14 protein-coding genes and 1 pseudogene are annotated in these 22870 nt (G+C 67.9%); 7 read left to right on the top strand and 8 right to left on the bottom strand.

Annotated elements, in window-relative coordinates; translation table 11 throughout:
• A pseudogene (locus ACH34R_RS43270) lies at positions 1–488 on the bottom strand (transposase); the annotation flags it as partial.
• Here ACH34R_RS43270 and ACH34R_RS43265 point away from each other — a divergent pair.
• Positions 482–775, top strand: coding sequence for a polymorphic toxin-type HINT domain-containing protein (locus tag ACH34R_RS43265; protein WP_397567447.1), 294 nt, complete (start codon positions 482–484; stop codon positions 773–775). The pseudogene ACH34R_RS43270 and the gene ACH34R_RS43265 overlap by 7 nt on opposite strands.
• A 1311-nt stretch (positions 776–2086) precedes the next feature.
• Here the strand turns inward: ACH34R_RS43265 and ACH34R_RS43260 are convergent.
• A complete protein-coding gene (locus tag ACH34R_RS43260; RefSeq protein ID WP_397567445.1) occupies positions 2087–2755 on the bottom strand; it encodes a phosphotransferase in 669 nt (222 codons plus the stop codon).
• 9 nt (positions 2756–2764) lie between these two features.
• Positions 2765–4318, bottom strand: coding sequence for a hypothetical protein (locus ACH34R_RS43255; RefSeq protein ID WP_397567444.1), 1554 nt, complete (start codon positions 4316–4318; stop codon positions 2765–2767).
• Between the two features lie 155 nt (positions 4319–4473).
• Between ACH34R_RS43255 and ACH34R_RS43250 the strand changes: the two genes are divergently transcribed.
• The 3 genes from ACH34R_RS43250 to ACH34R_RS43240 are packed head-to-tail and all read left to right on the top strand — an operon-like array spanning position 4474 to position 8285.
• The gene (locus ACH34R_RS43250) at positions 4474–6345 is read left to right on the top strand and encodes a hypothetical protein (RefSeq protein ID WP_397567443.1); all 1872 of its coding nucleotides are present in this window, start codon (positions 4474–4476) and stop codon (positions 6343–6345) included.
• Positions 6338–7042, top strand: a complete 705-nt coding sequence (locus ACH34R_RS43245; RefSeq protein ID WP_397567441.1) for an SDR family NAD(P)-dependent oxidoreductase — start codon at positions 6338–6340, stop codon at positions 7040–7042. The genes ACH34R_RS43250 and ACH34R_RS43245 overlap by 8 nt, the downstream gene beginning before the upstream one ends.
• On the top strand, positions 7035–8285 hold the full coding sequence (locus ACH34R_RS43240; RefSeq protein WP_397567439.1) for an AMP-binding protein: 1251 nt from the start codon (positions 7035–7037) through the stop codon (positions 8283–8285). Before ACH34R_RS43245 ends, ACH34R_RS43240 begins: the two co-directional genes overlap by 8 nt.
• Positions 8286–9727: 1442 nt before the next feature.
• Here the strand turns inward: ACH34R_RS43240 and ACH34R_RS43235 are convergent.
• Entirely contained in the window at positions 9728–10975 is a 1248-nt protein-coding gene (locus ACH34R_RS43235) for a BTAD domain-containing putative transcriptional regulator (RefSeq protein WP_397567438.1), read from the bottom strand.
• A 225-nt stretch (positions 10976–11200) separates the two neighbouring features.
• Here ACH34R_RS43235 and ACH34R_RS43230 point away from each other — a divergent pair, with 225 nt between their 5' ends.
• Positions 11201–11449: a DUF397 domain-containing protein gene (locus ACH34R_RS43230; RefSeq protein ID WP_397567436.1), complete on the top strand. Its 249-nt coding sequence runs from the start codon at positions 11201–11203 to the stop codon at positions 11447–11449.
• Between the two features lie 767 nt (positions 11450–12216).
• Positions 12217–16668, top strand: a complete 4452-nt coding sequence (locus tag ACH34R_RS43225; protein ID WP_397567435.1) for an AAA family ATPase — start codon at positions 12217–12219, stop codon at positions 16666–16668.
• Positions 16669–16822: 154 nt separating this feature from the next.
• Here the strand turns inward: ACH34R_RS43225 and ACH34R_RS43220 are convergent, their stop codons facing one another.
• Positions 16823–17608: a hypothetical protein gene (locus ACH34R_RS43220; protein WP_397567434.1), complete on the bottom strand. Its 786-nt coding sequence runs from the start codon at positions 17606–17608 to the stop codon at positions 16823–16825.
• On the opposite strand from ACH34R_RS43220, the gene ACH34R_RS43215 reads away from it, so the two are divergent.
• On the top strand, positions 17577–17882 hold the full coding sequence (locus ACH34R_RS43215) for a hypothetical protein (RefSeq protein WP_397567433.1): 306 nt from the start codon (positions 17577–17579) through the stop codon (positions 17880–17882). The genes ACH34R_RS43220 and ACH34R_RS43215 overlap by 32 nt on opposite strands.
• A gap of 334 nt (positions 17883–18216) precedes the next feature.
• Here the strand turns inward: ACH34R_RS43215 and ACH34R_RS43210 are convergent, their stop codons facing one another.
• The 3 genes from ACH34R_RS43210 to ACH34R_RS43200 all read right to left on the bottom strand — a co-directional run bounded on the left by ACH34R_RS43210 (position 18217) and on the right by ACH34R_RS43200 (position 22723).
• Positions 18217–19314 carry a hypothetical protein gene (locus tag ACH34R_RS43210; protein ID WP_397567432.1) on the bottom strand — a complete coding sequence of 366 codons (1098 nt, stop codon included), beginning with the start codon at positions 19312–19314 and terminating at the stop codon, positions 18217–18219.
• An 872-nt stretch (positions 19315–20186) separates the two neighbouring features.
• Complete coding sequence (locus ACH34R_RS43205) at positions 20187–20816, bottom strand: DUF6461 domain-containing protein (protein WP_397567430.1); 630 nt, start codon at positions 20814–20816, stop codon at positions 20187–20189.
• A gap of 68 nt (positions 20817–20884) precedes the next feature.
• Positions 20885–22723 (bottom strand): LamG-like jellyroll fold domain-containing protein, encoded by a 1839-nt coding sequence (locus ACH34R_RS43200; protein WP_397567446.1) that lies wholly within the window; start codon positions 22721–22723, stop codon positions 20885–20887.
• Between the last annotated feature and the right edge of the window lie 147 nt (positions 22724–22870).

Here is a 22870-nt window from a genome sequence, read left to right as displayed (position 1 = left end):
CGCGATGTGCTCGTCCAGTTCCGCGTCGCGCCGGGCGCGGGCAGAGGGCGGACGGTTCTTGGCGGCGTAGTAGGTGCTGGTGGAGATGGGGCGGCCGTGCTCGGTCAGGACACGGCAGATCGGCTCGACACCGAACACGCCGGCGTGCTGGTCGATGAAGCTCACGAGTGCGTGTGCGGCCGGTCGAGCTCGGCCGCGAAGAAAGCCGACGCGGCCTTCAGGATCTCGTTGGCGCGCCGGAGTTCGGCGTTCTCCCGGCGCAGCCGCTTCAATTCGGCCGACTCGTCGCTGGTGCGGCCCGGCCGGCTGCCCTCATCGATCTGGGCCTGGCGGACCCAGGTGCGCAGTGTCTCCGCGGTGCCGATGCCGAGCTTGGTCGCCACCGCTTTGATCGTGGCCCACTCGGTCGGGTGATCCGGTCGCACTTCGGTGACCATCCGTACCGCCCGGCGGCGCAGCTCGGCGGGATAGGGAGACTTACCTGGCATGGACTCGATCCTCTCAAGAGATCAAGTCTCCACCGAACCCAGGGCGATTCAAGTGGATAAGCGCAGGCCGCCTTCAGCCCAACATGTGGCTGCAAACCTCAGCCGGCACCTACGTCCAGATCACCGCCCTCAAGCAACGCACAGCCACCCAGCGCGTCCACAACCTGGCAGTCGCCGATGTCCACACCTACCATGTGGTAGCAGGCAACCAAGCTATTCTTGTCCATAATGCTGGTCCCGGGCGCGGGCTCGGCGATGACGAGATCTACCTCTGGCGTGCTGTTTAGGATCCCGAGTTGGCAGATATTCATGGGAACCGTTCGTACAGTAATCCGCCGGGCTATGAGACAAAGTACTTCGCTTTCACCGAAGAAGGAGCAAGAGAGTATGGGCGAAGGGCTCATGGCGTACGCCCGCAGGAAGGACCATACACAGTGACGCGAGCCACCATCAATAAGGGGAAGATTCCGTCGAGCAGTATCATGCCTCCCACGGTTGATGTTCCCGGTGGTGGAGTTGCTCTGCCGACCGACCTTCTTCCTGAGTTGGGAAGGCCGCGTATCATGCCGTACTCGAGTTGCGGATAGGCGAAACAGATGAAATACGTGATCGCTTCATCGACTGAGAGGACGCTGCGCCCATGGATCCAGGGTCTGGACGATCTCCCTAATCTAGAGTTCCGCGTAGGACATGTCCCCACAGTTGGGGAAGGTTGCGATGCCGAGATCGTAGCCTTCATATTCGCGCACGACCGGTACGGCGGAACTCCACAGATTGGGAAAGCCCAGGCACTCGTCAACCACCTACGGGACGGGTCGCCAAAAACTATTTTGGCGACCCCACCGCTTCCCTTGGGGGATCTTAGGCCGGAAAATGAATCGTCCGAACATGACGATAATGCCATAGAGGAGCATGTCTTTAGGACTATAAGAATATGCGTCGATGAGGCTGAGCGTTTGAACCACGAAGATTCCCCAGGGTCACCCATCCAATGCGTTCTCCTTCATATCGTTGGGCTAGGGTTTGACCGATTCAAAGCCGAGCCCGCCCTGAAGGGTTTCCGTAGGGCGATTCTGGTTGACTCCAAGGGATCGACGGTTGCTTGACGGGTACCACACGGACGGGATGGAGCTTGCCGAAAGTTGAATCTGTGTGATTCCGGCAGGTTCCCAAACTGAGCTTCCCCTCGTAGCGTGGAGACCGAATCGGGAGAAGTTTGGTCGTGGCAGGAACCACGAGGCGTCGCTTCGGTTGGCCGCACAATTCGCGAGCGAGTCGGAGGCCGCCGGTTGGGCCGTGGCAACGGCCGCGCGCGGCCCCGGTCATCGCCATCCGGTTCGGTGGGCGGTCCATGCACAAGCGGCCTGAGCGGCGCGCGCCTGAAAGGCGCGCAGCCGGGGCACGCCGGGTGGAGCCGGAAGCCGCGACACCCGTGCCCAATAGCCGGCGAACGCCGCCGCATAGCTGGTGACCACCTGCGGGTCGATCCCGAGACAGGAGAGAGGGACGGCGATCGCCTGCTCGGCGTCCGCCGGCGGGTGGCCCCCCAGAATGAGATGCGGTACCAGGTCGACCAGGTCGATCCAGGCGGCACCCACTCATGGTTGTGCCCAGTCGATGATCCAGGTCGCCTGATCGGTGAGCAGGAAGTTGTCCGGCCGTAGATCGCCGTGCATCAAGGTGTCGCCGCCGGCGGCGACGAGCCAGGCCGATTCGAGTTCGGCGAGGGCGTGGAGGTGGCGTCGTGGCCAACCGGCCAGGTCATCCGGCGGGTCTTGGGCGAGAACCACCCAGCCGTGGACCAGCTGGGCGAGTTCGACCTGCGCGCGGGGAGCCATGATCGGGGCAGGGGTGAGCGTGTGGGCCAGGCCCGCGACGGCGGTGACCACACGGGCGACGTCCGGTGAGTTCGGTGAGAGGTCGGCGTGATGGCCGGGGATGTCGTCGAAGGCGAGTACGGTCCAGCCCGCGATGTCGTCGGTCCACCGAAGCGCGGGTGCCGGAACCGACGTGGGCAGGGCTCCGACGGTCGCACCCTCGCAGCGGTACCGATCGGCGAGCGGATGGTCGGCAGGGATGCCTTTCACGAAGATGGACTCGCCGGTCTTCAAAGCCAACCGGGCGGCAAGGCCGGGGGTGAATCCGCCGGTCTGCGTCCGCGCATCGACGATCGTGCCGAGCCGCGCCGCCAGCCCGTCGCGCAAAGGCGCGGGAAGCCGGTCCCAGGTAGGCCGGACGGCGGTACCGGACGAGGTCGTAGGCGGCATGGGCGAGGCTCAGGTGGCGAGGTGGCTCGATCGAACGGCCGCCTGCGCGCTGATCAGCGCGTCGTGGAACTCCCGGACCTTGGGCTGGCGGGGCCAGCCACGCGTCAAGATCCCGTCCACCCGCTCCAGGTCGGTGACGGTGGGCACCGATCCCGCGCGGCGGGCCTCGGTGAGGGCGCCCAGGCCGGCGATCGCGGCGGCATCGGGCGCCCGGTCCACGGCGTGGGCGGTGGCCAGCCGGACCAGATGAACGGCGCGATCCCTGTGGTGGGTGTTCGGCAGGCTGGTGATGCGCGCTTGCAGGATCGTCACCGCACGACTCGGCATGCCGGCGGTCACGTAGCAGGTGGCGCGCTGCAACTCGCCGAATTCCGGCGTGTAATACCGGAGGTAGGCAGGGCCATCGTCACGATGCCGCCCCTGCGCCAGCAGTTCATCGGCCCCGTCCAGCCGAGCCTCCGCGATCTTCCCGGTCATCGCCTCGGCGCGAGCCTGGTACAACTGGGCGGCGGCATCCAGGGCCGCAGGGATGGTGTGCTTGGTCCGGCGCGCGGCGCGCGCGAGTTCGGTGGCGCGCACGTGGTCGCCATGGTCGAGAGCGACGGTGGCGCGGCGGAGCATCATGTAGGTCCCCATCGCCGTATCGCCCGTCTCCAGCGCCCACCCTGCGGCGCGGTCGGCCCAGTGCCAGCAGGAGGTGAAGTCTCCAGCCTCCCGGCACAGCCAGCTGATGTGCTCGGCGTACTCGGCCTGGATTCGCCGCATCTTCGGGCGCAGCTCACCTGAAGCCTCCTCGCGCACGGCGGAGATGTCGGCGAGCACGTCGGTGAGCGCCGCGATGTGCGCCTGTGGGGTCAGCAGATGGTGCCCGGCCTGATGCGCGGACAGGGTCCTGCGCCAGGTGGACATGTCGTCGGTGACGCCTGCATCGGCGGTCACGGCCGCCAGGGCGTCATCGGGGAGCAGCGCGGCCAGGCCACCGGTGGCCAGCAGTTCGGTGAATTGGCGACGGGACAATCTCACGGTGATGCTCCCTTCACCGACGGCGGCTCGGAGCGTGATCGAAGCCGCGCCGCCGCCGTCGAGAGTTTCAGCGTAATCGACCACCCCCGGACTCGACAGGATGTCGGTGATGACCTGATAGGACACCTCGATCGGGGCCGAATCGGCACCACGTCGCGGGCCCAGGAGGAGATCGTCCACCGAGCACGCGTACAACTGTGCGAGGCGGATGAGATCGCAGTAGGAGGGCGCGCGGGCCGAAGCGGAGGCGCTCGTGCCGGGACCTTGCCAGCACTCCCAATACGAGACGTCCTTACGGGTTTTGGGCACTGTCGCGGGCCAGTTCCGGTTGTAGCGGTCGGCGACCTGGGACTGCGTCAGTCCGGCCGCGTGCCGGAAGGCCACCCTGGGGTTGACGCCGAAACGTTCGATCAGGACGGCTGCGATCTGGTCGCCCGCCGCTCCCCGGCGCGCCATCCCATCGCGGAGCCGCCGAAGTCGAGCGAGCGGGCCGCCATCGTCCATCGGGGGCTGTTCCTCCCCCGCACGAGCACGACTCACCCACGGACCGTACTGCGGGCACGGGCGGCAGAACACCCCTTGCGGAGGGGTGTTCCCCCTATCGTCGGCCGCCCCGCCGCACGGGGTCGGCGACGTCATCATCGTGGTGTTGAGTGCAGGCATCGATCCCCGAGCTCCGAGCGATGGGAGATGCCATGATCCTCACCACTACCTACCGGGATCGCACCGTTGCCAGCCGTGACCTGCTGGCCGCGTACTCGCCGCTGGACCACGCGACCACCGCCACGCTGCCCGCCGAAGCGCTCGACAGTGCGCTGGAGCGCCTGGCCCGCCGCCTGGTGGCGCTGATCGCGCTGCACGGCCCGCAGGTGCCGGCCCGCTTCTTGGACGCGCTCACCGCCGCCGCGACCGGGGCGGTGCCGGTCGATGTGGTGGATCTGGCCGCGGCCTTCCTTGAGCGTGGCACCGGTGAGGTGACCGGCCTCCCGAGCGAGTTGCAGCAAGAACTCGTGCACTTCTCCCGCATCGTCGACCTGGGGCAACTCGGTCTGCACACCGGTGCCGCCGAACACGCGCTACGCCGGCTGCGCGGCTCGGACCGGCTGCCGGACGCGTTGAAGGTCCTGTCAGAGCTGATCATCGTCGCCCGCTCCCGGCTGATCCAGCGTGGTCGTGCCCTGCCGCTTCCCTGGCTTTGCAGCGAGGCGGCGGTGGAGTCGGAGGTGGCCGACGACCTGACCACCGCCTCGCCGACCGTCAGCCCCGACTACTGGGTGGTCGTCCGCTGCGAACGCCGCCGCCTGCGCCGTCAGTTCCGCTTCGAGTTGTCCGCCCTGCTGGAGTACCTCACCCCGGCCGAGGCCGCGCTGGCGCTGTGGGCGCACTGCTACGAACAGCGCCTGGGCGTCGCCGTCGAACTGGCGGTGGCCCAGGTCGACGCCACCACCGGCACCACCGTCGTCGCCTGGCGCTACCAGCCCTCCGGGACTCCGGGGCGAGACGCCTTCGGCCGCGTCAGCGACACGCTGCCCGCCATCACCCACCTGCCGCCCGGTGCCGCCACGACCATCTGCGACCACCAGGTCCGCTCCACCGGACCCACCTCGGCCGTCGTGGCTCAGGCCGCGCCGCCGCGCGTCGTGGCGGAATTGTCCGCGCCCGCCGCCGTGGCCCCTGTCAGGCCGGCGGATCTGGCCACGCGGGCCTGCGAGCGGCTCGCCGCGTACACCGGCCCAGAGCTGGTCAGCATGGAGGCCGGGCACATACACCTGGACCGCGACCTCGACACCGACCAGGACGCCGGGGTCGCGATCGGCGCGGCGCTGCTCGGGATGCTGGCCGCCCGCCAGAACCGGCCGGTCGCGCTGACGCCGATGATGGACGACGACCACGTCCTGGTCCGTCTCACCCCGGAGTCCTACCGCCGGTTCCTGCGGCGCACCTTCGGACCGGTGCCGATGCACCTGATCTGTGAATCCTCCCCGATCATCCGGGCGATCGTGGTCGCGTTGTTCCAGCGGCTGCGCAACAGCCGACCGGCGGGCCACCTGCAACGGCGCGGCGGCAACCTGTACCTGCCCCTGGAGGATGGCACCCACTGCGAGTTGTTCGAGAACATCGACGGCGCCGCGATCACCGGATGCGTCTTCTTCGAAGCCGCGTTGCTGATCTACCGCAGCGCCCCGAAGCGCTTCGATGCCTACTTCACCGACCGCTACCAGCTCGACGCCGGCGTCCACGAGCACGCCGCCGCGCTCCTGTCCCGTCACGATCGCGCCAAGGCGGCCGGCGGGCACGACGCCACCATCGCGGCCCTGCAGGACTACTACCGCCGCTTCGCCGACGTCACCAACCCGCACCGGCCCGACCGCCACATCACCGCCCTGGTCAACGACGTTCTGGCCGGAGCCGACCCCGTCTATGCGCACCTGAACGTGCTGGAGGACTACTACGAGGTGCAGCAGCACCGGGTCCGCGCACTGCTCACCCTGCTGGACCTGCCGTTGCGTCTGGTCACCGTACATTTCAACGCCACCACCGGACGTCTGGCGCTCTGCGATGGCTGATCCCGCCCCACGCACCCTGGTGCTGAGCGGCGCCTCCGGGACGGTCGGCACCGCGCTGCTGCACACGCTCGCCCCACGGTGGCCCGGCGATCTGCTCGCCCTCGGCCGGACCTCTCCCTGGGCACCGGTCAGTCGGCCCATGCGATTCACACCGGTCGACCTCGCCGACACGACCGCCGTCGCCGAGGTCAGCGAGCGCATCGCCTCCCGGCCGGCTGTCAGCGCACTGGTCTGTGCCGCCGGGGTGGACGCCCGCGCAAGCCTTCAGACGTTCGACGTCTCTGCCGCTCGTACATGTGCACAGGTCAACGCCTGGGCGAACGTACAACTGCTCCACGCCGCTCTCGCCTCCCAGGCAAACGCATCGATCGCACCACGGGCCGCGCTGCCGGTGGTACTGGTATCCACCGACGTCATCGGCATTTCCATGCCCGCCACGCTCGTCTACGCGGCGGCGAAAGCGGCGGCCGAAGAAGCCTTCCGCCACGCCTACGCCGACGCCGACCCGCCCGGCATCGCGTTGCTGATCGTCCGCCTCCCCGACATCGGGCTCCCCATGCGCAGCGCCGTACCGGGACCACCGCCCCCAGCCTGCCGTGATCACCCACCCCGCCCGGCCCTGTCCGCAGCGGTCGATGCGATCACCACGTTCCTCCTCACCCCGCGACCGGCCACCGTAGAGGCCTGGCATGCGTGACTGGACGATCTCCGCCCCCGGCACGGAGCCGATGCCCGCCCGCGCCGTGGCCGCCTGGCTCGCTCCCACACGGGAACCGGCGACGCGCACCCTGCTGCTGACCGGCCTGGACCAGCTCGGCCTGGCCGCGCTCGCCCATTTCGCGCTCATGACCGGACACCGGGTCGTCCTGCCACCCCGTGGCACCGTTCATCGCCTGCGTGACCTGCACCTGCCCAGCGGATCCGGGATCAGCCTGGACTCCGGGCGCGCCTGCCGGCCGATGCCGGTGTACGGCACCGAGGTACGCACCGGCTGGGACCTCGCGCTGTTCAGCTCCGGCAGCACCACCGGACATCCACGCGCCTACGGCCACACCCTCGGCCAGCTCGACACCGTCACCGCCTGGTACGAGACGATCTACCAGGCCACCCAGGACAGCATCATCGTGACCGCCCTGCCGGTCTCCTACAACTTCCCGTTCATCGCCGGTGTGCTCCTCGCCGCCCGCCTCGGTGCTCGCCTGCACCTGAGCCGCACCTTCTCCGAAGTGCTCACGGACGCGGTCCGCTTGGCGCACAGCGCCGACCGGGTGATCGTCCTGGCCAACCCCGTCGTTCTCGACCAAGCCACCTGGCATGAACCCCTACCGGCCCACATCACGATCGACTCCGGCGGCGCCCCCCTCAGCACCACGGCCATCACCCATTACCGCGACCACGGCATCGACGTCCGTGAAGGGTACGGGCTCACCGAAACCGCATCTCTGACCCACTTCGACACCCAGGCCAGCGCCGCCTCCCTCGGCACCGTCGGCACCGCCATGCCGGGCGTGATCGCCACCATCACGCCCCACCAGGGGCGACCGCTCATCGAACTCGCCACCCCGGCCCTGGCCGTCCCACTCGACCTTGCCGAACCCCTCCCAAGCCCGGCACTGCGCACCACCGACCTCGGCCAGATCGACCACAACGACCGCCTGCGTCTCCTGGGCCGCGCCGACGACCACCCCATCGCAGGCCGATGGCCACGCGACACCCTCGACGCCCTCGGACCGCTCCTCGGACACCGCTGCGCCATGATCCGCCACCCATCCCCCAACCAGGCCACCGTCCATCTCCTCACTCCCATCAGCCCTTCCTCCGCCCATGCACTGGCCGACCACACCGCCGATTACCTCGGCCTCCCACGCGAGCACATCACCATCACCGTCCAGGACCGGCCGTTACTGCACTCGGCGAAGCTCCCCCGCACCGCCACCTGAACGCCCGGCACAACAGGGTTGCCGATCGCCACTGCCCGCTGTCCGGGCCAAGCCGTGCTACCGATGCGGTTCTCCGATGCCGGCCCACGCCCCAGGGACGTTGACCACAGCCGTTCCCGCGACCACCCGTCAATTCCACCCATAGCGCTCAGGCGTTGCACTAGTAGCGCTCTTGCCGCCCATGAGGCAAGATGCGGCATCCAGCGGAAATGTGCAGTCATTTAACCGAGCGACCATGGGAACGGCGAGCACGGTTTCAAGGCCCCCAGCGACTCAATAACACCAGGGAGAGCTGCGCTTTTGAGAGGGCTTGGCCCCACCGCTAACCCTCGGCAGTTTAAGTAACCTGTACGCAAGGCGAGAACGCGCCGCGGTGAAGCATGCGGCGCAATGCGATACTGAAGATGTTCGCTGCCGGTCCAACGCGCCGCCGCGAAGTAGCAGGCGCTCGCCCGCCCGCGTGCGCCCTGTGCGCACCACCGGCACGCACCGCTCACACGAACGATCCGCGCAGATACCCCACGCCCGCGCGCCGAGGTCAATGGCATGGCCACTAGAAGCGCTCTGTCGAGTCTCCCTTCTGCATACTGCCCAGACCGTACCAAGCTGTGCGAAAACATCATACAAAGTTGGATCGACCCAAAGACCGCAAAGTCCAATACGGGCGTAGTCGATCCAACCTGGCCATATTTCGCTAACTTCACACCAGAAGGAGGCATGCAGGAGAGCATCTGACAAATTCCTGAGCGCGAGGGCCGAATTCTTCTGAGCCGTTTCTGAGGCGCCGACTAGAACAGGACTAAGTCCATCGCCGCACGCAAAGGAAGGCATTTAATGTTCGCATGGATCACGCTGTTCACCTTGAACATGTGGAACTACATTCCGGACCCGCTGTGGTGGGGAGGGTGATTGCTCGATAGCCCAGCCGAGTACGGCGAGCCTCGTCTGACACTGTGACCCAGGCGCAGGCGAGAATTCACCGCCTGAGTTGTCCAGAACGGAGCACAGCCCGATCCGACTGGCGCCGGAGACGGCGAGAGCAGCTCTGACACAGCCGAGGCGTATCGCTCTCTGCAAACGGTGCCTCCCCCAGGTCCACGCCACATCCAGCGGCGTGGACCTGGCCCTTCAGACACACCGCCGACGACAACAAGCGAGGCATAGCGCACATTGGGGCGAGAGACCTGATGAGGGTGCGGGGAAACGCGCCTTTGCCTCAGGTTGGCAGCGTCACCGGCACGCAATGCACCGTGTGCCGTGCCGTGCCGTGCCGTAGCCAGCGACGAGGCTCTGCTCGCTCCCACCCCATCAACGCCAGCACGCGCTCCTCCCTAGTCATACTGGACCTCCTCCTCGGCGTTCGCCGCCGAGCCCTGGCAACCTTGCAGCCCAGCCCAGCCCAGCGCCCTCATGGCGGCCGCGTCTTGGCCCGGCTGGTGAGGTCAGGGCTTGTCGTGGTGAATGTGGATGTCGCGTTCGGCGTGGGTGATCTGGGGGGTGCCGCCGTTGAAGTTCCACTGCGCGCCGATGTGCACGTTCGGGGGCTGCCCGGTGTGCCAGGCGGCGCTGCCGCGACCAGGCAATACCGGGCCCTCGCATGCCCCCTCGCACCGCTCGTCATCCTGCCGGCCGACGCCCTCTTCACCGTCCGGGGCAGCGCCCTGCCCGGTACCGTGTCGTGAGTCTTGACCGGTCGCGCAGTCGTTCCCGGCATGGGACGCGGCGGTGACGCCGGGGAAGGCACGGACATTGTCGTGCACCGCCCTGTCAACGGTGCGGTGGCCGGCCTGATCGGGGGCGGCGTGGTTCGGGTGCTGGGGCATGTCGGCTCCTTTGGGTGGGGGTGGCGGGGCATCCAGGGCGGGGTCGTGGTGCAGGATCTGGTCATACAACCGGGACAGACAGGGACCGGGTGCCGCGCCGAATTCTTCGCCGAGCCGGTCGCGGATGTGGAAGTAGGCGGCCACGGCCTCGTCTTGCCGCCCAGCGCGGTAGCAGGCGCCGATCAGCATGGCGGCCACGGTCTCATCGCAGGGGCGGGCGCGGGCCATGGCGCGTAGCTCGGGGATGAGCCGGGTGTGCAGGCCCAGGGCCAGTTCGGCCTGCAGGCACATCAGCCAGGCCGTCTCGTGCTCGGCGAGCAGGTCACGGCGGTAGTCCTCGGCCCATAGTCCTTTCAGGTCGGTCACCGGCTCTGGTACTTCCCCGGTGCCGCCGCTGCCGCTGCCCCAGTGCGCCAGGGCGCGGCGCAGCAGGGCGGCCCCGGCCTGGGTGTCGCCGCCGACCAGGGCGCGGGCGGCGGCTGCGGCGTCGTCGCGAAAGCGGTGGGCATCCACCGCGTCGCGGGCGATGGTGATGCGGTAGCCGGCGCCGTCGTTGCGCGGCAGGATCTGCTCGGATGGGTGGCCGGTGGTGAGGCGGGCACGCAGGTCACGGGTGTAGGCGTGGATGCGGGCGGCCGCGCCGGCGGGTGAGGTGTGATCCCACATGGCGGTGATGAGGCGGTCGGTGGAGACCGGGCGGCCGGCGGCGGCCAGCAAGATGGCCAGCAGCAGGCGGTGCATCCGCTCGCCGGCCTCCACCCGCCCGGCGTCCGCCCGTCCTTCGTCCCGGCGTCCGTTGCCGACGGTGTGGACGGTCACGGGGCCGAGCAACCGGAACCGCAAGGTCACCAGGGGCATCGAGGTCATCGGTCGCTGCTCCGTTCGCGGGGGCTGGACACAGGGGCTGGCACGAGACGGGGCACGAGGCGGGGGCGGGCGCGCCGGGCGGGCGAGGTTATCTGCCAGGTCGTCTCCCAGGTGTCTGCTCAGATCGCCGGTCAGGACGTCGCCCAGCCGGCCTGCCAGGGCCGCCGCCGATGCTGGCAAGTGCCGGGCAGGACAAGACCTGCCCCCAGCGGAAGGACGACCGAGATGAACGAGCCGATGAACGAGCAGAGCCTCCAGCGGCGCAACGGCCCGCGTGCGATCGCCTGGGTCAAGAGCGCCTACTGCGAGCCCGGTCAGTGCGTGGAGGTGATCGGCACCGGGCTCGGGGTGGCGGTGCGCGACTCCAAGATGCCCGACGGGCCGGTGCTGTGTTTCACCCACGCCGAGTGGGCGGCGTTCCTGGCCGGGGCCAGGGACGGCCTGTTCGACCACTTGGCCGTCGGTGGGGCGTAGCCGGGATCGCGGGGTGGTGCGGCCATATGGCCGCGCCACCCACCGGCGGCCCCGCTCGTGGGGGTGGGCAGGCCGGTGGCCGTGGCGGTCGCCGGGATGCGAGGCCGGGTGCGGATCCGGCCGGGCAGGGGGGATCGGTGGGCTCATCCGGGCTCCGCGTGGCTCTGTGCGTTGATCTCACGGCTGATCTCGCGGCTGATCTCGGTGAGCAGGCCGCGGGCCTGGTCGCCGGACAGCAAGATCACATGGCGTTCTGAGATCACTACCCTGTGGCCTTGGATCGGCCCGCTCCGTTGACACGGTGCCGTCCATACAGTGCTTCAGGTGGGCATGCCCGGCCCGGGGTCCCAAGTCGGCTGGGCACTGGATGCGGAGCTGCGCCGGGTTCACCCGGTGCCGCGGCCAATCCCGTCCACCGGCATCAGGCCTGTCACCGCCTCGGCGGTTCCCCGGCTCAGGCCGAGAGGAGAATGCCGCCCCTGCCAGTCACCTATCAGGTCGCAGGTCAAGTCGTTTCGGGCGATGCATGAGTGTCGGCGGAGGTGCCGGTGGCCGTGCTGGTCGTGGTGACGATCAGTTCTTGAGATGGGCATATTCCCCGGCGGCCGGTAGCAGGCGGCAGACCGGCAGCGATATCCCGTTGAGCGCGGCCCTCGCCGACGCGCGTAGCGACAGGTGACATGCCACGAACGGGGATGGCGGAATTGCCACACGGCGACGCTCATGACGGGGATGGACAAGACCCGCAGGACACCACACGTGGGTCGATGCGCGCCGCGGTGCGCGCCTGGGTGGTGGATCTGGCCGGCCGGGCGGGCGCGGGAGCGGTCCGGGTGACACCCCGGGCGTTGATCGCCGGTTTGTGCGCCAGCGCGCTGGCGCCGCTGGCGGTGACCGGCCTGGAGGCGGCCACGATCGCCGCGGTGGCCGGTTCGGTCGGCGCCAACATGCTCACCGACGTGATCGGCCGTGCGCTGGAGTCCGCCCGCCGGCGTGCCGGTGGCACCGCCCCGCCCGCCGAGCCGGAGCTGCGGGCCGAGCTGGCCAGGCGGCTGGAGGAGCGGCTGGCGGCCGATGACGATCAGGCGCGGATGCTGGCCGCTCAGCTTGAGCGGATGCTGCGGGACATCGGCGCGGCTCAGGTGATGGTGGACGCCGCGGTCCAGCACGGCAACCGGGAACTGCTGGAGTATCTCGGTACCCGGTTGAGCGGCCTGAACGGGACGCTTTCCGCGTTCGCCTCGCTGGCACATGGCCTGGACACTGCGATGATCTCGCTGCAGCGGATACTGCGCCGCCAGGACGCCGAACATCGCCATGACCGCGAGCTGGTACGCCGCCAACTGGCGCTGCTGACCGGCATGCGTATGCGACTGGAGCTGCTGGAATATCGCACCCGGCCCGCCGCTGCTCACGGGCCAGGGCAGGACCCCGCGCCCTGGGCCCAGGGGTGTCCCTATCTGGGGCTGATGACCTACCAGGCCGAACATGAGCGGGTGTTCTTCGGCCGCAGCGCGGAGACCGGCCGGCTGCTCGGGCTGATCGCCGAACAACTGGAGGAGGGCGGTCTGGTACTGGTCACCGGCGCGTCCGGCGCGGGAAAGTCCTCACTGCTGCGTGCCGGGGTGTTGCCGGCGCTGGCACACGGGCTGCTGCCGGGGGCACCGGAGTCCCGGTACTGGCCGCACCTGGTGCTCACCCCCACCGCGCAGCCGCTGCACGAGCTGTCGGTGTGGCTGGCCGCCCGATGCCGGGCCGATCCGGACGCGGTGGAGGCCGGCCTGCGCGCCGATCCCGGCAACGTCCGCCGCCGGATCCGCGATGTGCTGGTCGCCCAAGCCGCCCACAACCCGATGGGCGGCGGGGGTGAGCCGGTGCGGCAACGGCTGGTACTGGTCATCGACCAGCTGGAGGAGATCTTCACCTACCCGACCACGGCCGGCGGGCCGGCCACCGCCGATGTCCCAAAAGCACCTACCGGCCCGGGCAAGGCGGCGGTGCCGGAGCGAGAGGCGTTCTTGGCCGCGTTGCGGGCGGCGGCCACGCCGGATGACGCGGGCGGCGCGGCCCCGGCAGTGGTCGTGGCGGTGGTGCGGGGGGACTTCGTCGACCGGTGCGCCGCCCATCCCGTGCTGGCCCGGGCGCTGAACGAGAGCTGCTTCGTGCTGGGGCCGATGCGGGCCGAGGAACTGCGGGAGGTGATCTGTGGCCCGGCCGCCGCGGCGGGCGTGGCGGTGGAACAGAACCTGCCGGAAACGGTGCTGGCCGACCTCGTCGCGGCGGAAGCCGCCGGCCTGGAGCCGGGCGGCTTCGACGGGCAGCGGGCGTACGGGGCGGGCGCGTTGCCGCTGTTGTCCGAGGCGATGGCCCGCACCTGGCGCCATCGCCACCTCGGCGGGCCTGCGCCGACCGGCAGCGAGCCGGATCCGGGTGGCGGCCGGTTGACCATAGCGGGTTACGCCGCCGCCGGGAAGGTCGCCACGGCGGTGCGCGACAGTGCCGAGGAGGCCTATGCCGTACTCGATGAGCGCCGCAGGCGCCTGGCCAAGGCCCTGCTGCTGCAGTTGGTCATCACACAGCCGGATGGGCGGCACGGGCGCCGCCGTCTGGCCCGGACCGATCTGACCGTGCCACGGCACGGGATCGGCGACCCGGCCGGGCAGTGCCCTGACGGGCAGGATGCCGCCCAGGAGGCGCTGGCGGAGGTGGTGGAGGTGTTCACCGCGCGGCGGCTGCTGGTGGCCGATGAGCAGACCGTGGAACTGTCGCATGAGGTGCTGCTGACGGCCTGGCCGCGGTTGCGGGGCTGGCTCGCCGAGGGCCAGGCCGACCGGGTGCTGTACGGCCAGGTGCTGGAGGATGCGGCCGAATGGCGGGCCAACGCCCGCGATGAGGCCTATCTGTACCAAGGCTCCCGGCTGGCCGCCGTGGAACAGGCGCTACCCGCCTGGCAGGCCACCACGTCCGCGCTCGCTGCCACGCCGCCCGCGGTCATGCTCGAATTCCTGGACGCCTCCCGCCGCGCCGCGACGCGCACCGCCCGCCGCCGCCGGCTGGTGCTCAACGGACTGGTCGCGGCACTGGTGGTGACCATCGTCGCAGCGGGAGCCGCGCTGATCGCGCTACGGGCCCAGCGTGAGGCCACCCAGCAACGTGACGCGGCGATATCGCGCAAGGTGGCCAGGGAAGCGATCGGGTTGCGGGACACCGACTCCGCCCTGGCGGCGCAACTCGCTATTGCCGCCTATCGCTTGGCCCCGACCGCTGAGGCCCGCGGAGCCGTCCTGGGCGCGCTCGCGGTCCCGTACGCAACACGGATGACCGGTCCCACCGCGATCGCCGCGGCCTTTCACCAAAACGGGCGCCTCCTGGTCACCGTGGGAGCCGACGCGATCGTGCGGCAGTGGGATGCGGCCGATCCCAACCGGCCCCGGTCGGCGGGGCGGCTGCCCGGCCACCGCGGGGAGGTGCTGACGGCCGCGTTCAGCCCGGACGGAACGGCCCTTGCCACCGCAGGTGACGACCACGCCATCCGGATCTGGGATGTGCGAACACCGCTACGCTTCCGGCCTCGGGCGACGCTCATGGGTCACACCGACACAGTACGGGCGATCACCTTCAGCCCTGACGGCCGGTCACTGGCGACCTCTGCCGACGGTGCCACACGGGTATGGGACCTGACCGACCGACACGCACCCATGGTGATCGCCACGGGACTTGTCATGAGCGCGGCCTTTCACCCCAGTGGACGTCTGCTGGCCACCGGCCACGCCGATGCCGAGATCCGGCTGTGGGATCTGGCCTCCGGCCGCAAGCCGAAGCAACTGCGCACCGAGATGGCCCACACCGACCGGGTGCTGAGTGTGGCGTTCAGCCCGGACGGGCGCATCCTGGCCAGCGGCGGATTCGACAACGCCCTACGGCTGTGGGACGTATCCGATCCCCGCCACGCCGCGTTCATCTCAGCCTCAGAGGTGCCCAGCTCAATGATCACGACGATCGCCTTCTCCCCGGACGGCCATACCATCGCGACCGGCGACTACGACGCGACGATCCACCTGTCGGACATCACCGATCCGAAGTTCGTCGGGGCACCGGTGCCCTTGACCGGGCACATCGACACCGTCACCTCAGTGACGTTCAGCCCCGACGGAGGCAGTCTGCTCAGCACCAGCAGGGACTCCACCACGCGGCTCTGGCACACCCGACTGGGCCTACTCACAGGGCACAGCGGGGAGGTGAACGCCCTGGCGGTCAGCCCGGATGAACGAATTCTGGTGACGGGCAGCTATCAAACCGGACGGGTGTGGGTCATCGGCTCGCCCGCTGGGCCGACTCCCCTCACCACGCTGTCAGGACACACTGACAACATCACCGCGATGGCCTACGGCATAGGCGGCCTGCTGGCAACCGCGAGCCTGGATCGTACGGTGCGGCTGTGGGACCTGAACGACCCGGCCCACCCACGGACTCTGACAGTTCTGGCCCACGATGCCAGCGTGACCGGCCTCGCGCTCAGCCCACAAGGCGTCCTGGCCACTTGTGATTCCGATGGAACCATCCGACTGTGGGATGTGCGCGTCACCGTCGCCCTCCGACTGCTGGCGAAGTGGAAACCCGTAAACGATCCCCTCAACACGGTCGCCTTCAGCAAGGACGGCCTTCGTTTGGCGGGCGGCGGCGAAGACGGCGTGGTCCGACTCTGGGATGTCCGCGACCCGTCTCGGCCGATCGCGATGGCGAAGTCAGCGGCCCACCCAGATGGCGTCACCGCACTGAACTTCAGCGCAGGCACCGGCATCCTGGCCAGCGCCGGAGGCGATGGAACGATACGCCTGTGGGACGGCGGGGCACACCTGGCGACATTGACGGGACACGTCATGACCGTCACGGCTGTGGCCTTCGACACCCGCGGCGGCCATACGCTGGCCAGCGCCGGACGAGACGGCACGGTGCGGCTGTGGGATGTCGCCGATCCACGCAACTCCGGCCAGGCCACGACCCTCATCAGCAACGAGCACAGGATGCTGTCCCTGGCCTTCGCCTCCGACAACCACCGGCTCATCACCGGCGGCGCCGACGGCACCGCCCGGCTCTTCGACACCGACGTCGAACGGGCCGCCGCCCGGATATGCGCACTGCCGCACCCTGAGCTCAGCCGTGCGCAATGGGACGAGTACTTCCCAGGTCTGGCCATCCGCCGGCCGTGCGATCGGTAGTGCCACGCACGCCCACTTCCGCGTTCCCGTACCGGTGCACCAGAGAGGAGACACGAGCATAAGGGGGGCCGATGGCCTCCTATCGCCTCAGCGGTTCCCGGCTCCGGCCTGGAAAAGGACGCCGCCCCGCATCGGTCATATATCAGATCGCAGGTCAGGTCATTTCGCGCGATGCATCGGTATCGGCGAAGGTGCCCGTGACCGTGGTGAGGGCCAGCAGCGCGGCGGCCAGCGCGCGGGCGGCGGCTCCGGCGCGGGCGGGATCGGCCAGCCGGATCGGCTCACCACGGTGCTCGTCTCGGTGCTCACCCGCAAGGAGCAGAGCGGGGACGCCGTCGCTGTCGCGGGTGACGGCGGCGACGGCGCTCCCCGCGGGCAGTCGCACGCCCCACCGGCCCTCCCCCAGATCCGCGAGCTCGGGCGGCACCAGCCCTGTGGCGGCCTGCGCGGCGGCCAGCCGAGCGTGCACCTGCCGTAGTTCCTCCCTTGCCCGGTCGGCGTCGGCGGTGGCGGCATGGGCCTGCTGTTCGGCGGCGGCGCGTTCGCGCTGGTCGTCGCGCTCGCGAGCGGTCTGAAGCAGGTCGTCTTCGGCGCGCTGGAGCACTTGCCGGGCGGCGGCCAGCTCCAGCCGGGCCTGGACGGCCTGGTCGCGGGCGGTCTCGGCGCGGTGCTCCAGGGTCTCGGCGCGGGTACGGGCCTGGGCGGTCTCGTGCCGGGCCACCTCCAGCGCCTGCTCGGTGACCCGCCGCCGTCGCCCGGTGTCGGCGGCTTCAGCGCGGGCGGCGGTCGTCTGGGCGGCCTGCTCCCAGGCCTCCCACATCGCCTGGCGGGCGGCGGCGACGTCGTGTTCGTCCTCCCCATACCGCCCGCCGGGCACGTTCGGCAGCCTCGGCGGCCACAGCGCGGGCGTGCTGCTCGCGGCGTTCGGGGAGCTCGGCACGGATGTCGGCCTCTTCGCGGGCGCGGCGTTCGTCGCGCGCGGCGGCACGGGCGGTCTCGGCGTCCTTCACACCTGGCCGACCCACGGCGTGCAGCGCGGCCGGCACATTCTGGCCGGTGGCAAGCAGCCACTCGACCAGCGGGCCGAGTTGTTCGGTGGCGGCGCGGGCCTGGCGCAGCGGGGGTCGTCCGCGGCGTCGCGGCGCATCCGGGCGCGAGCGTCGGCGGTCTCAGGTGGGGGCGTCATCACGGTCGGGCTGATCAGGGTCGCGTAGCGGCCGGACGCCGGTGGGGCCTCTGCCCACCGAATACAGCGTCGAACGGTCCACAGGCCAGAGAAAGGCTCTCGAACCGCAGCTTGCCCGCGAGAACACCTTGCTGCTTGCTCTGGCCACCTCGCCTTCACTCTCGCAGCAGGACGAACGGCCAGGGCGATGGGCCTTCAGAATATCTGAAATATCATCAACACCTGAGCCGGAGTGTCAGCAGATAGCCCAAGGTCCTGAGGCTAGAGAGACCGCAGAACCGCGAAGGAACTCAAGGGTTTCTAGTTAGAAGATCGTGAAATGTGAAGCGAAGTACTAGGACGGGGACTGGAGAACGCGACGCCTACCGGCGGAAGGGCCACCGAAGCTTGAGCCGTCTGGTTCTCTTTCTTTTCTGACCGAATTTTTTCCCCGTCTGATGCAGATAGGTGAAGGGGCGCGAATTAGGATCGGGGCCTGCGATTTGGGCCGTCGCGAGATTCACGGCGATGCCTGAGACGACGGTCCATATAACTCCGAATTCGGGGTATTTGATGGCGTTCAGCCCGGCCCCTGCGGCAATGAAGGAGTAGATGGGGCGCTTTATCAGGGAAATAGCGCGAGAGCTAGCTGCTCGCTGGAGGTCATTGACTGCGGCCCGCACCTCTCCTTTTACATTGTTTAGGGACGAAATGGGATCTCCGTCGATGTCTCGAAGATTGTTCTGAAGCTGACTGACGCCTCGGACGAGACGGAGACGCTCGTCGGCATAGCGCTCCCGAAACTTTATCAAATTGGAAAGGTCGGTACCTGGCGAAGGGGTAGGCAGGAGGTCTCCAAGCTCTATTTGCCAGCACGTTCGAAGTGGCCCCTTCACAGGCTCTGAAGCGTCGCGCCGATCACGGAACCGCCCATAAAGGCGATCGTCGGCCATACTCCACCAGTCGCGATGAGTGTCCCAGAAGAAGGTGTCGTCGAGAGTATATGCAAACATTTTCTTGTCGCCATGCAGCGAAGACTCCCCGGCGACATGCTCCGCAGCGATGGCAAACAGAAGGTGGCGTATCTCTGGGGACGCGAACAGCCATTGCGGGTCATCTGGGTCGTCCATTCGGAGTAATCCCAATTCGAGCAGATATTGACGAACGGTCAACGGGAAGCGGGTGTTGTGGATCGGAGGTACCCTGTTGCCGCCGGGAATGCGGCTGGGGGCAAGGATGTCATCCAGGGGTCTATCCCGCAAAATGGTGGGAAGGGTCGCCGCGAAGCCCTTCATAAATATTTGATCATAGCGCCCATCGTGAACAAATACGGGGCGATATAGGTCGGCATCAACGAGCCGCCTCATTGCATCCCCCTGGGGCGCCCATTGAGGAGGAGAAACGCTTGCCAGGAAATCCCAGTAGAGAACCGCCTGAAAAATTGCCTCGTCGGGTGGTACCGTTCCAGGGTAATATAGCATGCCAGCCAAGGTGCCCCTATCTCACATGCTGCTACAGTTATGCCGAAGGGTTACGCGTGTACAACCTGACGGTACTCGTACCCATGATGTCATGGCTCACGCTTTAGCAAAGATGTATTCCAGTAGCCCGGCCGGACGGCGTAGACCCATGTCGGCGCCGCTGTTGTGACTCACACGCCAGCAGCCGGTTCACATAGCCGTGCACCCGCCCTACCGTCGCGCAATTCGGGCACATTACCGGCCGCATCCGCGTCGCCGCATGTACCACGATCCCCTCGGTCTGGGCCTCGATCCTGGTGATGACAAAGCTGGATAGCTGCGGAAACGCCAGCTCTGCGAGATCTTCAATGTCACACCGGCGTCACGCTGGCACGACGCAGACCCAAAGCCGCGTACCGACACGAAACATCACGTTTCGTCACCACCGAAAGTGAGCCAGAGCCGAAAACCGTACAGTCCCGGGCCCGCCGGGATTGGCCGCGTAGATGTGAGCCTTCTCTACGTTGAGCTCCGGAATGCCATCGATCATCTTCACGATTGGTTGATCGCATGGAGGGTCAGGCCAGTAGCACGTCCCCTGCGCCAGCGCGTAGAGGGCGGCGAGAGTGCTGTCGGAGTAGCTGCGCTGCCGTCCCACGATGCTTGAGTCCTTTCCTGAGGGCTCTGTGAAGCTCCTTCTGACGGTAGACGCAGGCGTTGCGGGAGTCAGTGGCGCCGTAGACACATCCCAGGTGCTGCAGTCCACCAACCATAATCGCCAAGGCCCTGCAGATTATTAATACGCGGGTTGATGTCGTTGGCGGCTTTGGTGTCTTCGGCGAGAGGGTGTGGCAGCCGGTGGCCCGGCCACGGCAGGTTGGGCCTGCGACCACTCAGACGTCGTGGTCGCGGTCTTCACCTTCCTCTCGAGTGGACGCGGGAATGATGAATCTGGTGTGTGGGCAGTTCAGCCACGCTTCGTCGAGTTCCCTCCCCGTGACGCGGCCGATTAGGCGTAGAGCCGAGGTCACCTCGGCTGCGGCCGTGTCGCCTTCGAAGGCCAGCCCGTCCATGTAGCCGTCCAACGCATCCGGTTCAGTGCCGTCTCGTTCCTCCGGATCCCCGACCACGAGGGTCGTCACGACCTCGCCGTTGACCACGTATTCGAGGTCTTCGACCCCCTCCAGTTCATACAGAGGCCAACCGAGGTAGAGCAGCCGCCCGCCGTCCCGGGTCAGCTCGGCCCATGAGCGCCATCGCCACGTGTCGTTCCCGTCGAGTTGGATCACTTGAACCCAGCCCGGCGCTTGGGGGCCGCTCCAGATGACGCCGTCGCCGTGCTCCGTGTAGCTGCCGGTGACGATTTCTCGCCAGCCGCACACGCGGGCACTGCTCGGATCGGCGCCCAGCCTCCGTGCCACCTCTTCGACGTCCAAGCCCTCCACCCAGATGCTCCGGAACGGCGTGTCGTAGTCGATACCGTGAGCGACGAGGAGTTCCCAGAGGTCCTTATCGGTATCCAATTCTTCGTTCTTTCTCCATGTGCGAAGACCGGTGTGCGGGAGCGGCGACTCCCGCACACCGGCATGGGCTAGTTGCTGATTCTCACCCAGAACCTGTTGTCGTTGCCGACCCGGTATCTGGAGTAGAACGCGGCCAGATACTGGCCGTGAAGGTGATTCTTGTCCCTGTCCACGTAACGGATGGAGAAGTGCCCCTTCGAGTTGTGTGCCCCGTTCTTGGTTGACGCGAACGGATACTCGTCACATTGCAACTTGGGAACCGATTTCCCATTAACGATCACGTTGTCCGGCCACTCCTCCTCGGCTTTCAGCCTCGCCCGCTCGACGCGGCATGCTGGGCCGATGGCCTTCCGGTTCTTGTACGTCAAGGTGTCCGTCTTCTTGGTGCCCGGCGGATCTGTGTGGCGCACCAGCCACATCCAGGCGGGGTTGGTGTACTTCTGGCCGTCGACTGTGATGTTGCTGGCCGCGTCGATGTTGCCTGGCATGATCTTCGACTGAGGCTGGCCCTGTGCGTCCGTCGGAGGCAGAGTCGGAACGGTCTCGCCTGGCGAGCTCAATGCCTCGTCGATGTGCTTCACCACCGCGTCGATCGCCACATCGCTGCGTTTCATGGTGAAGATCCGGTTGGCGTCGGAGAAGATGCACCCGCCCGTGTGCTGCCGATCGGTGAAGCCCTTGGAGAAGACCATGTCGTCGCATCGGACGACGGGAGCGAATTCGCTGCGGCCCCCGGTGGGGAGCCCAATCGCTTGGATGCCGAACGGGAGCTTGATGTCGCCCAGGACGTTCTCGAACTCGATCTTGCCCCAGAGCGGCCGGGCCTCGTTGAACCAGGTGATCCCGCCGAACTCGAACAGCAGCGGCCGGATCGTGCAGTTGTGTACGTCCCCTTCTTTTACTTTGGACTCGACCAGCCACTCGTCGTAGCCGTCCCGCTTCCAATCACGGATGGCGGCCCTACGGGTCTTACCCTCGGTGACCTCACAGGCAGCGCCGTCGCTGCCCTTGACCTGAACCTCGAGCTGGAGTTCCTTGTCATCGAAGTCATCAGTGGGATTGCCGTCGTTGTAGCCCACGATGTGCTCCAGCTGCGTCCAGACCTTGACCTGATTCGGACGACGGTCGCCTCCTCCCACGACCCCGCTGCCGTCGGCAGTCCCCAAGTAGCTGTGCATGACCACAGTGGCTTCGACCTTGTACCCGTCGTCGGGCTTCGGCGGATACTTGCCCGGATCGGTCGGATGGTAAGTCCAGTCTCCGTACGCGAGGATCTTGCTCCAGCAGCCGCTGTAGGGCCGCAGGTCCCGCCAGCCGGGGGTCGAGTACCTGAAGTCGGAGGTTTCGCGCAGGCGGGTGCAGTCTTGGACGCTATTCACCCGGTCGTAGTTGAAGGGCGGAAGGGCCTGGGGCGTGAGGTCGTCCGCCTTCGTGGTCGGAGCGGGCTCGTGCCGTTCGGCGCCGAGAGCCATGACCGGTACGTTGGCCAGCGCGCCGATGTCGGCGATAGTGAGCGGGCTCTGGTGGATGATGATCTCGTCCACAGAGCCCATCATCCTGGTGCCGAGCGTCATGGCTCCGGTGGCGTTCCATGGGTCGCCCGAGACGGTCTCAGACCTGAGCAGAGCGCCATTCAGGTAGAGCGACATGGTGTGGGCGGTGGCGTCGAAGACACCCGCCACATGGAACCACTCGTTCACTGGTGGCTCAACGTCGGAGAAGACGCCCGTCGAACTGGCGTCGGCTGTGTCGGCCGAGGTGCGGGTGAACACCAGTCCCCGGTCGGGGGTGTTGCCCAGTACGAAAGCCGGCTGGTGTGTCCCGCGCTGCTCGGCGACGCTGTAGGTGCCCTCCTTGTCGCTCCAGCGCAGCCACGCGGCGACGGTGAAACTTTGATCGGTTCGGATGATCGGTTCCGCCGTTGTGGCTAGTGCTGTGACCGGAAACGATCACCGGGTTGCGTGACGTTTCAGGCTGCGGGTTCGAGGGGCCGTCCGCCCCAGCGGATGCCTTTCTCGCTGCGGACACGGGCGCGTTCGCGACGTTGGGCGGCC

It is taken from the genome of Spongiactinospora sp. 9N601 (assembly GCF_044326295.1).
GTDB lineage: Bacteria > Actinomycetota > Actinomycetes > Streptosporangiales > Streptosporangiaceae > Spongiactinospora > Spongiactinospora gelatinilytica.
The sequence above is the reverse complement of the archived record's forward strand: the minus strand, read 5'-3'. Positions and strand labels throughout refer to the sequence as shown.

Coding starts and splice junctions, on each gene's coding strand:
- ACH34R_RS43260 (WP_397567445.1), bottom strand. CDS start 2,755: ATGCCGCCTACGACCTCGTCCGGTACCGCCGTCCGGCCTACCTGGGAC.
- ACH34R_RS43250 (WP_397567443.1), top strand. CDS start 4,474: ATGATCCTCACCACTACCTACCGGGATCGCACCGTTGCCAGCCGTGAC.
- ACH34R_RS43245 (WP_397567441.1), top strand. CDS start 6,338: ATGGCTGATCCCGCCCCACGCACCCTGGTGCTGAGCGGCGCCTCCGGG.
- ACH34R_RS43240 (WP_397567439.1), top strand. CDS start 7,035: ATGCGTGACTGGACGATCTCCGCCCCCGGCACGGAGCCGATGCCCGCC.
- ACH34R_RS43235 (WP_397567438.1), bottom strand. CDS start 10,975: ATGACCTCGATGCCCCTGGTGACCTTGCGGTTCCGGTTGCTCGGCCCC.
- ACH34R_RS43230 (WP_397567436.1), top strand. CDS start 11,201: ATGAACGAGCCGATGAACGAGCAGAGCCTCCAGCGGCGCAACGGCCCG.
- ACH34R_RS43225 (WP_397567435.1), top strand. CDS start 12,217: ATGCGCGCCGCGGTGCGCGCCTGGGTGGTGGATCTGGCCGGCCGGGCG.
- ACH34R_RS43210 (WP_397567432.1), bottom strand. CDS start 19,314: ATGCTATATTACCCTGGAACGGTACCACCCGACGAGGCAATTTTTCAG.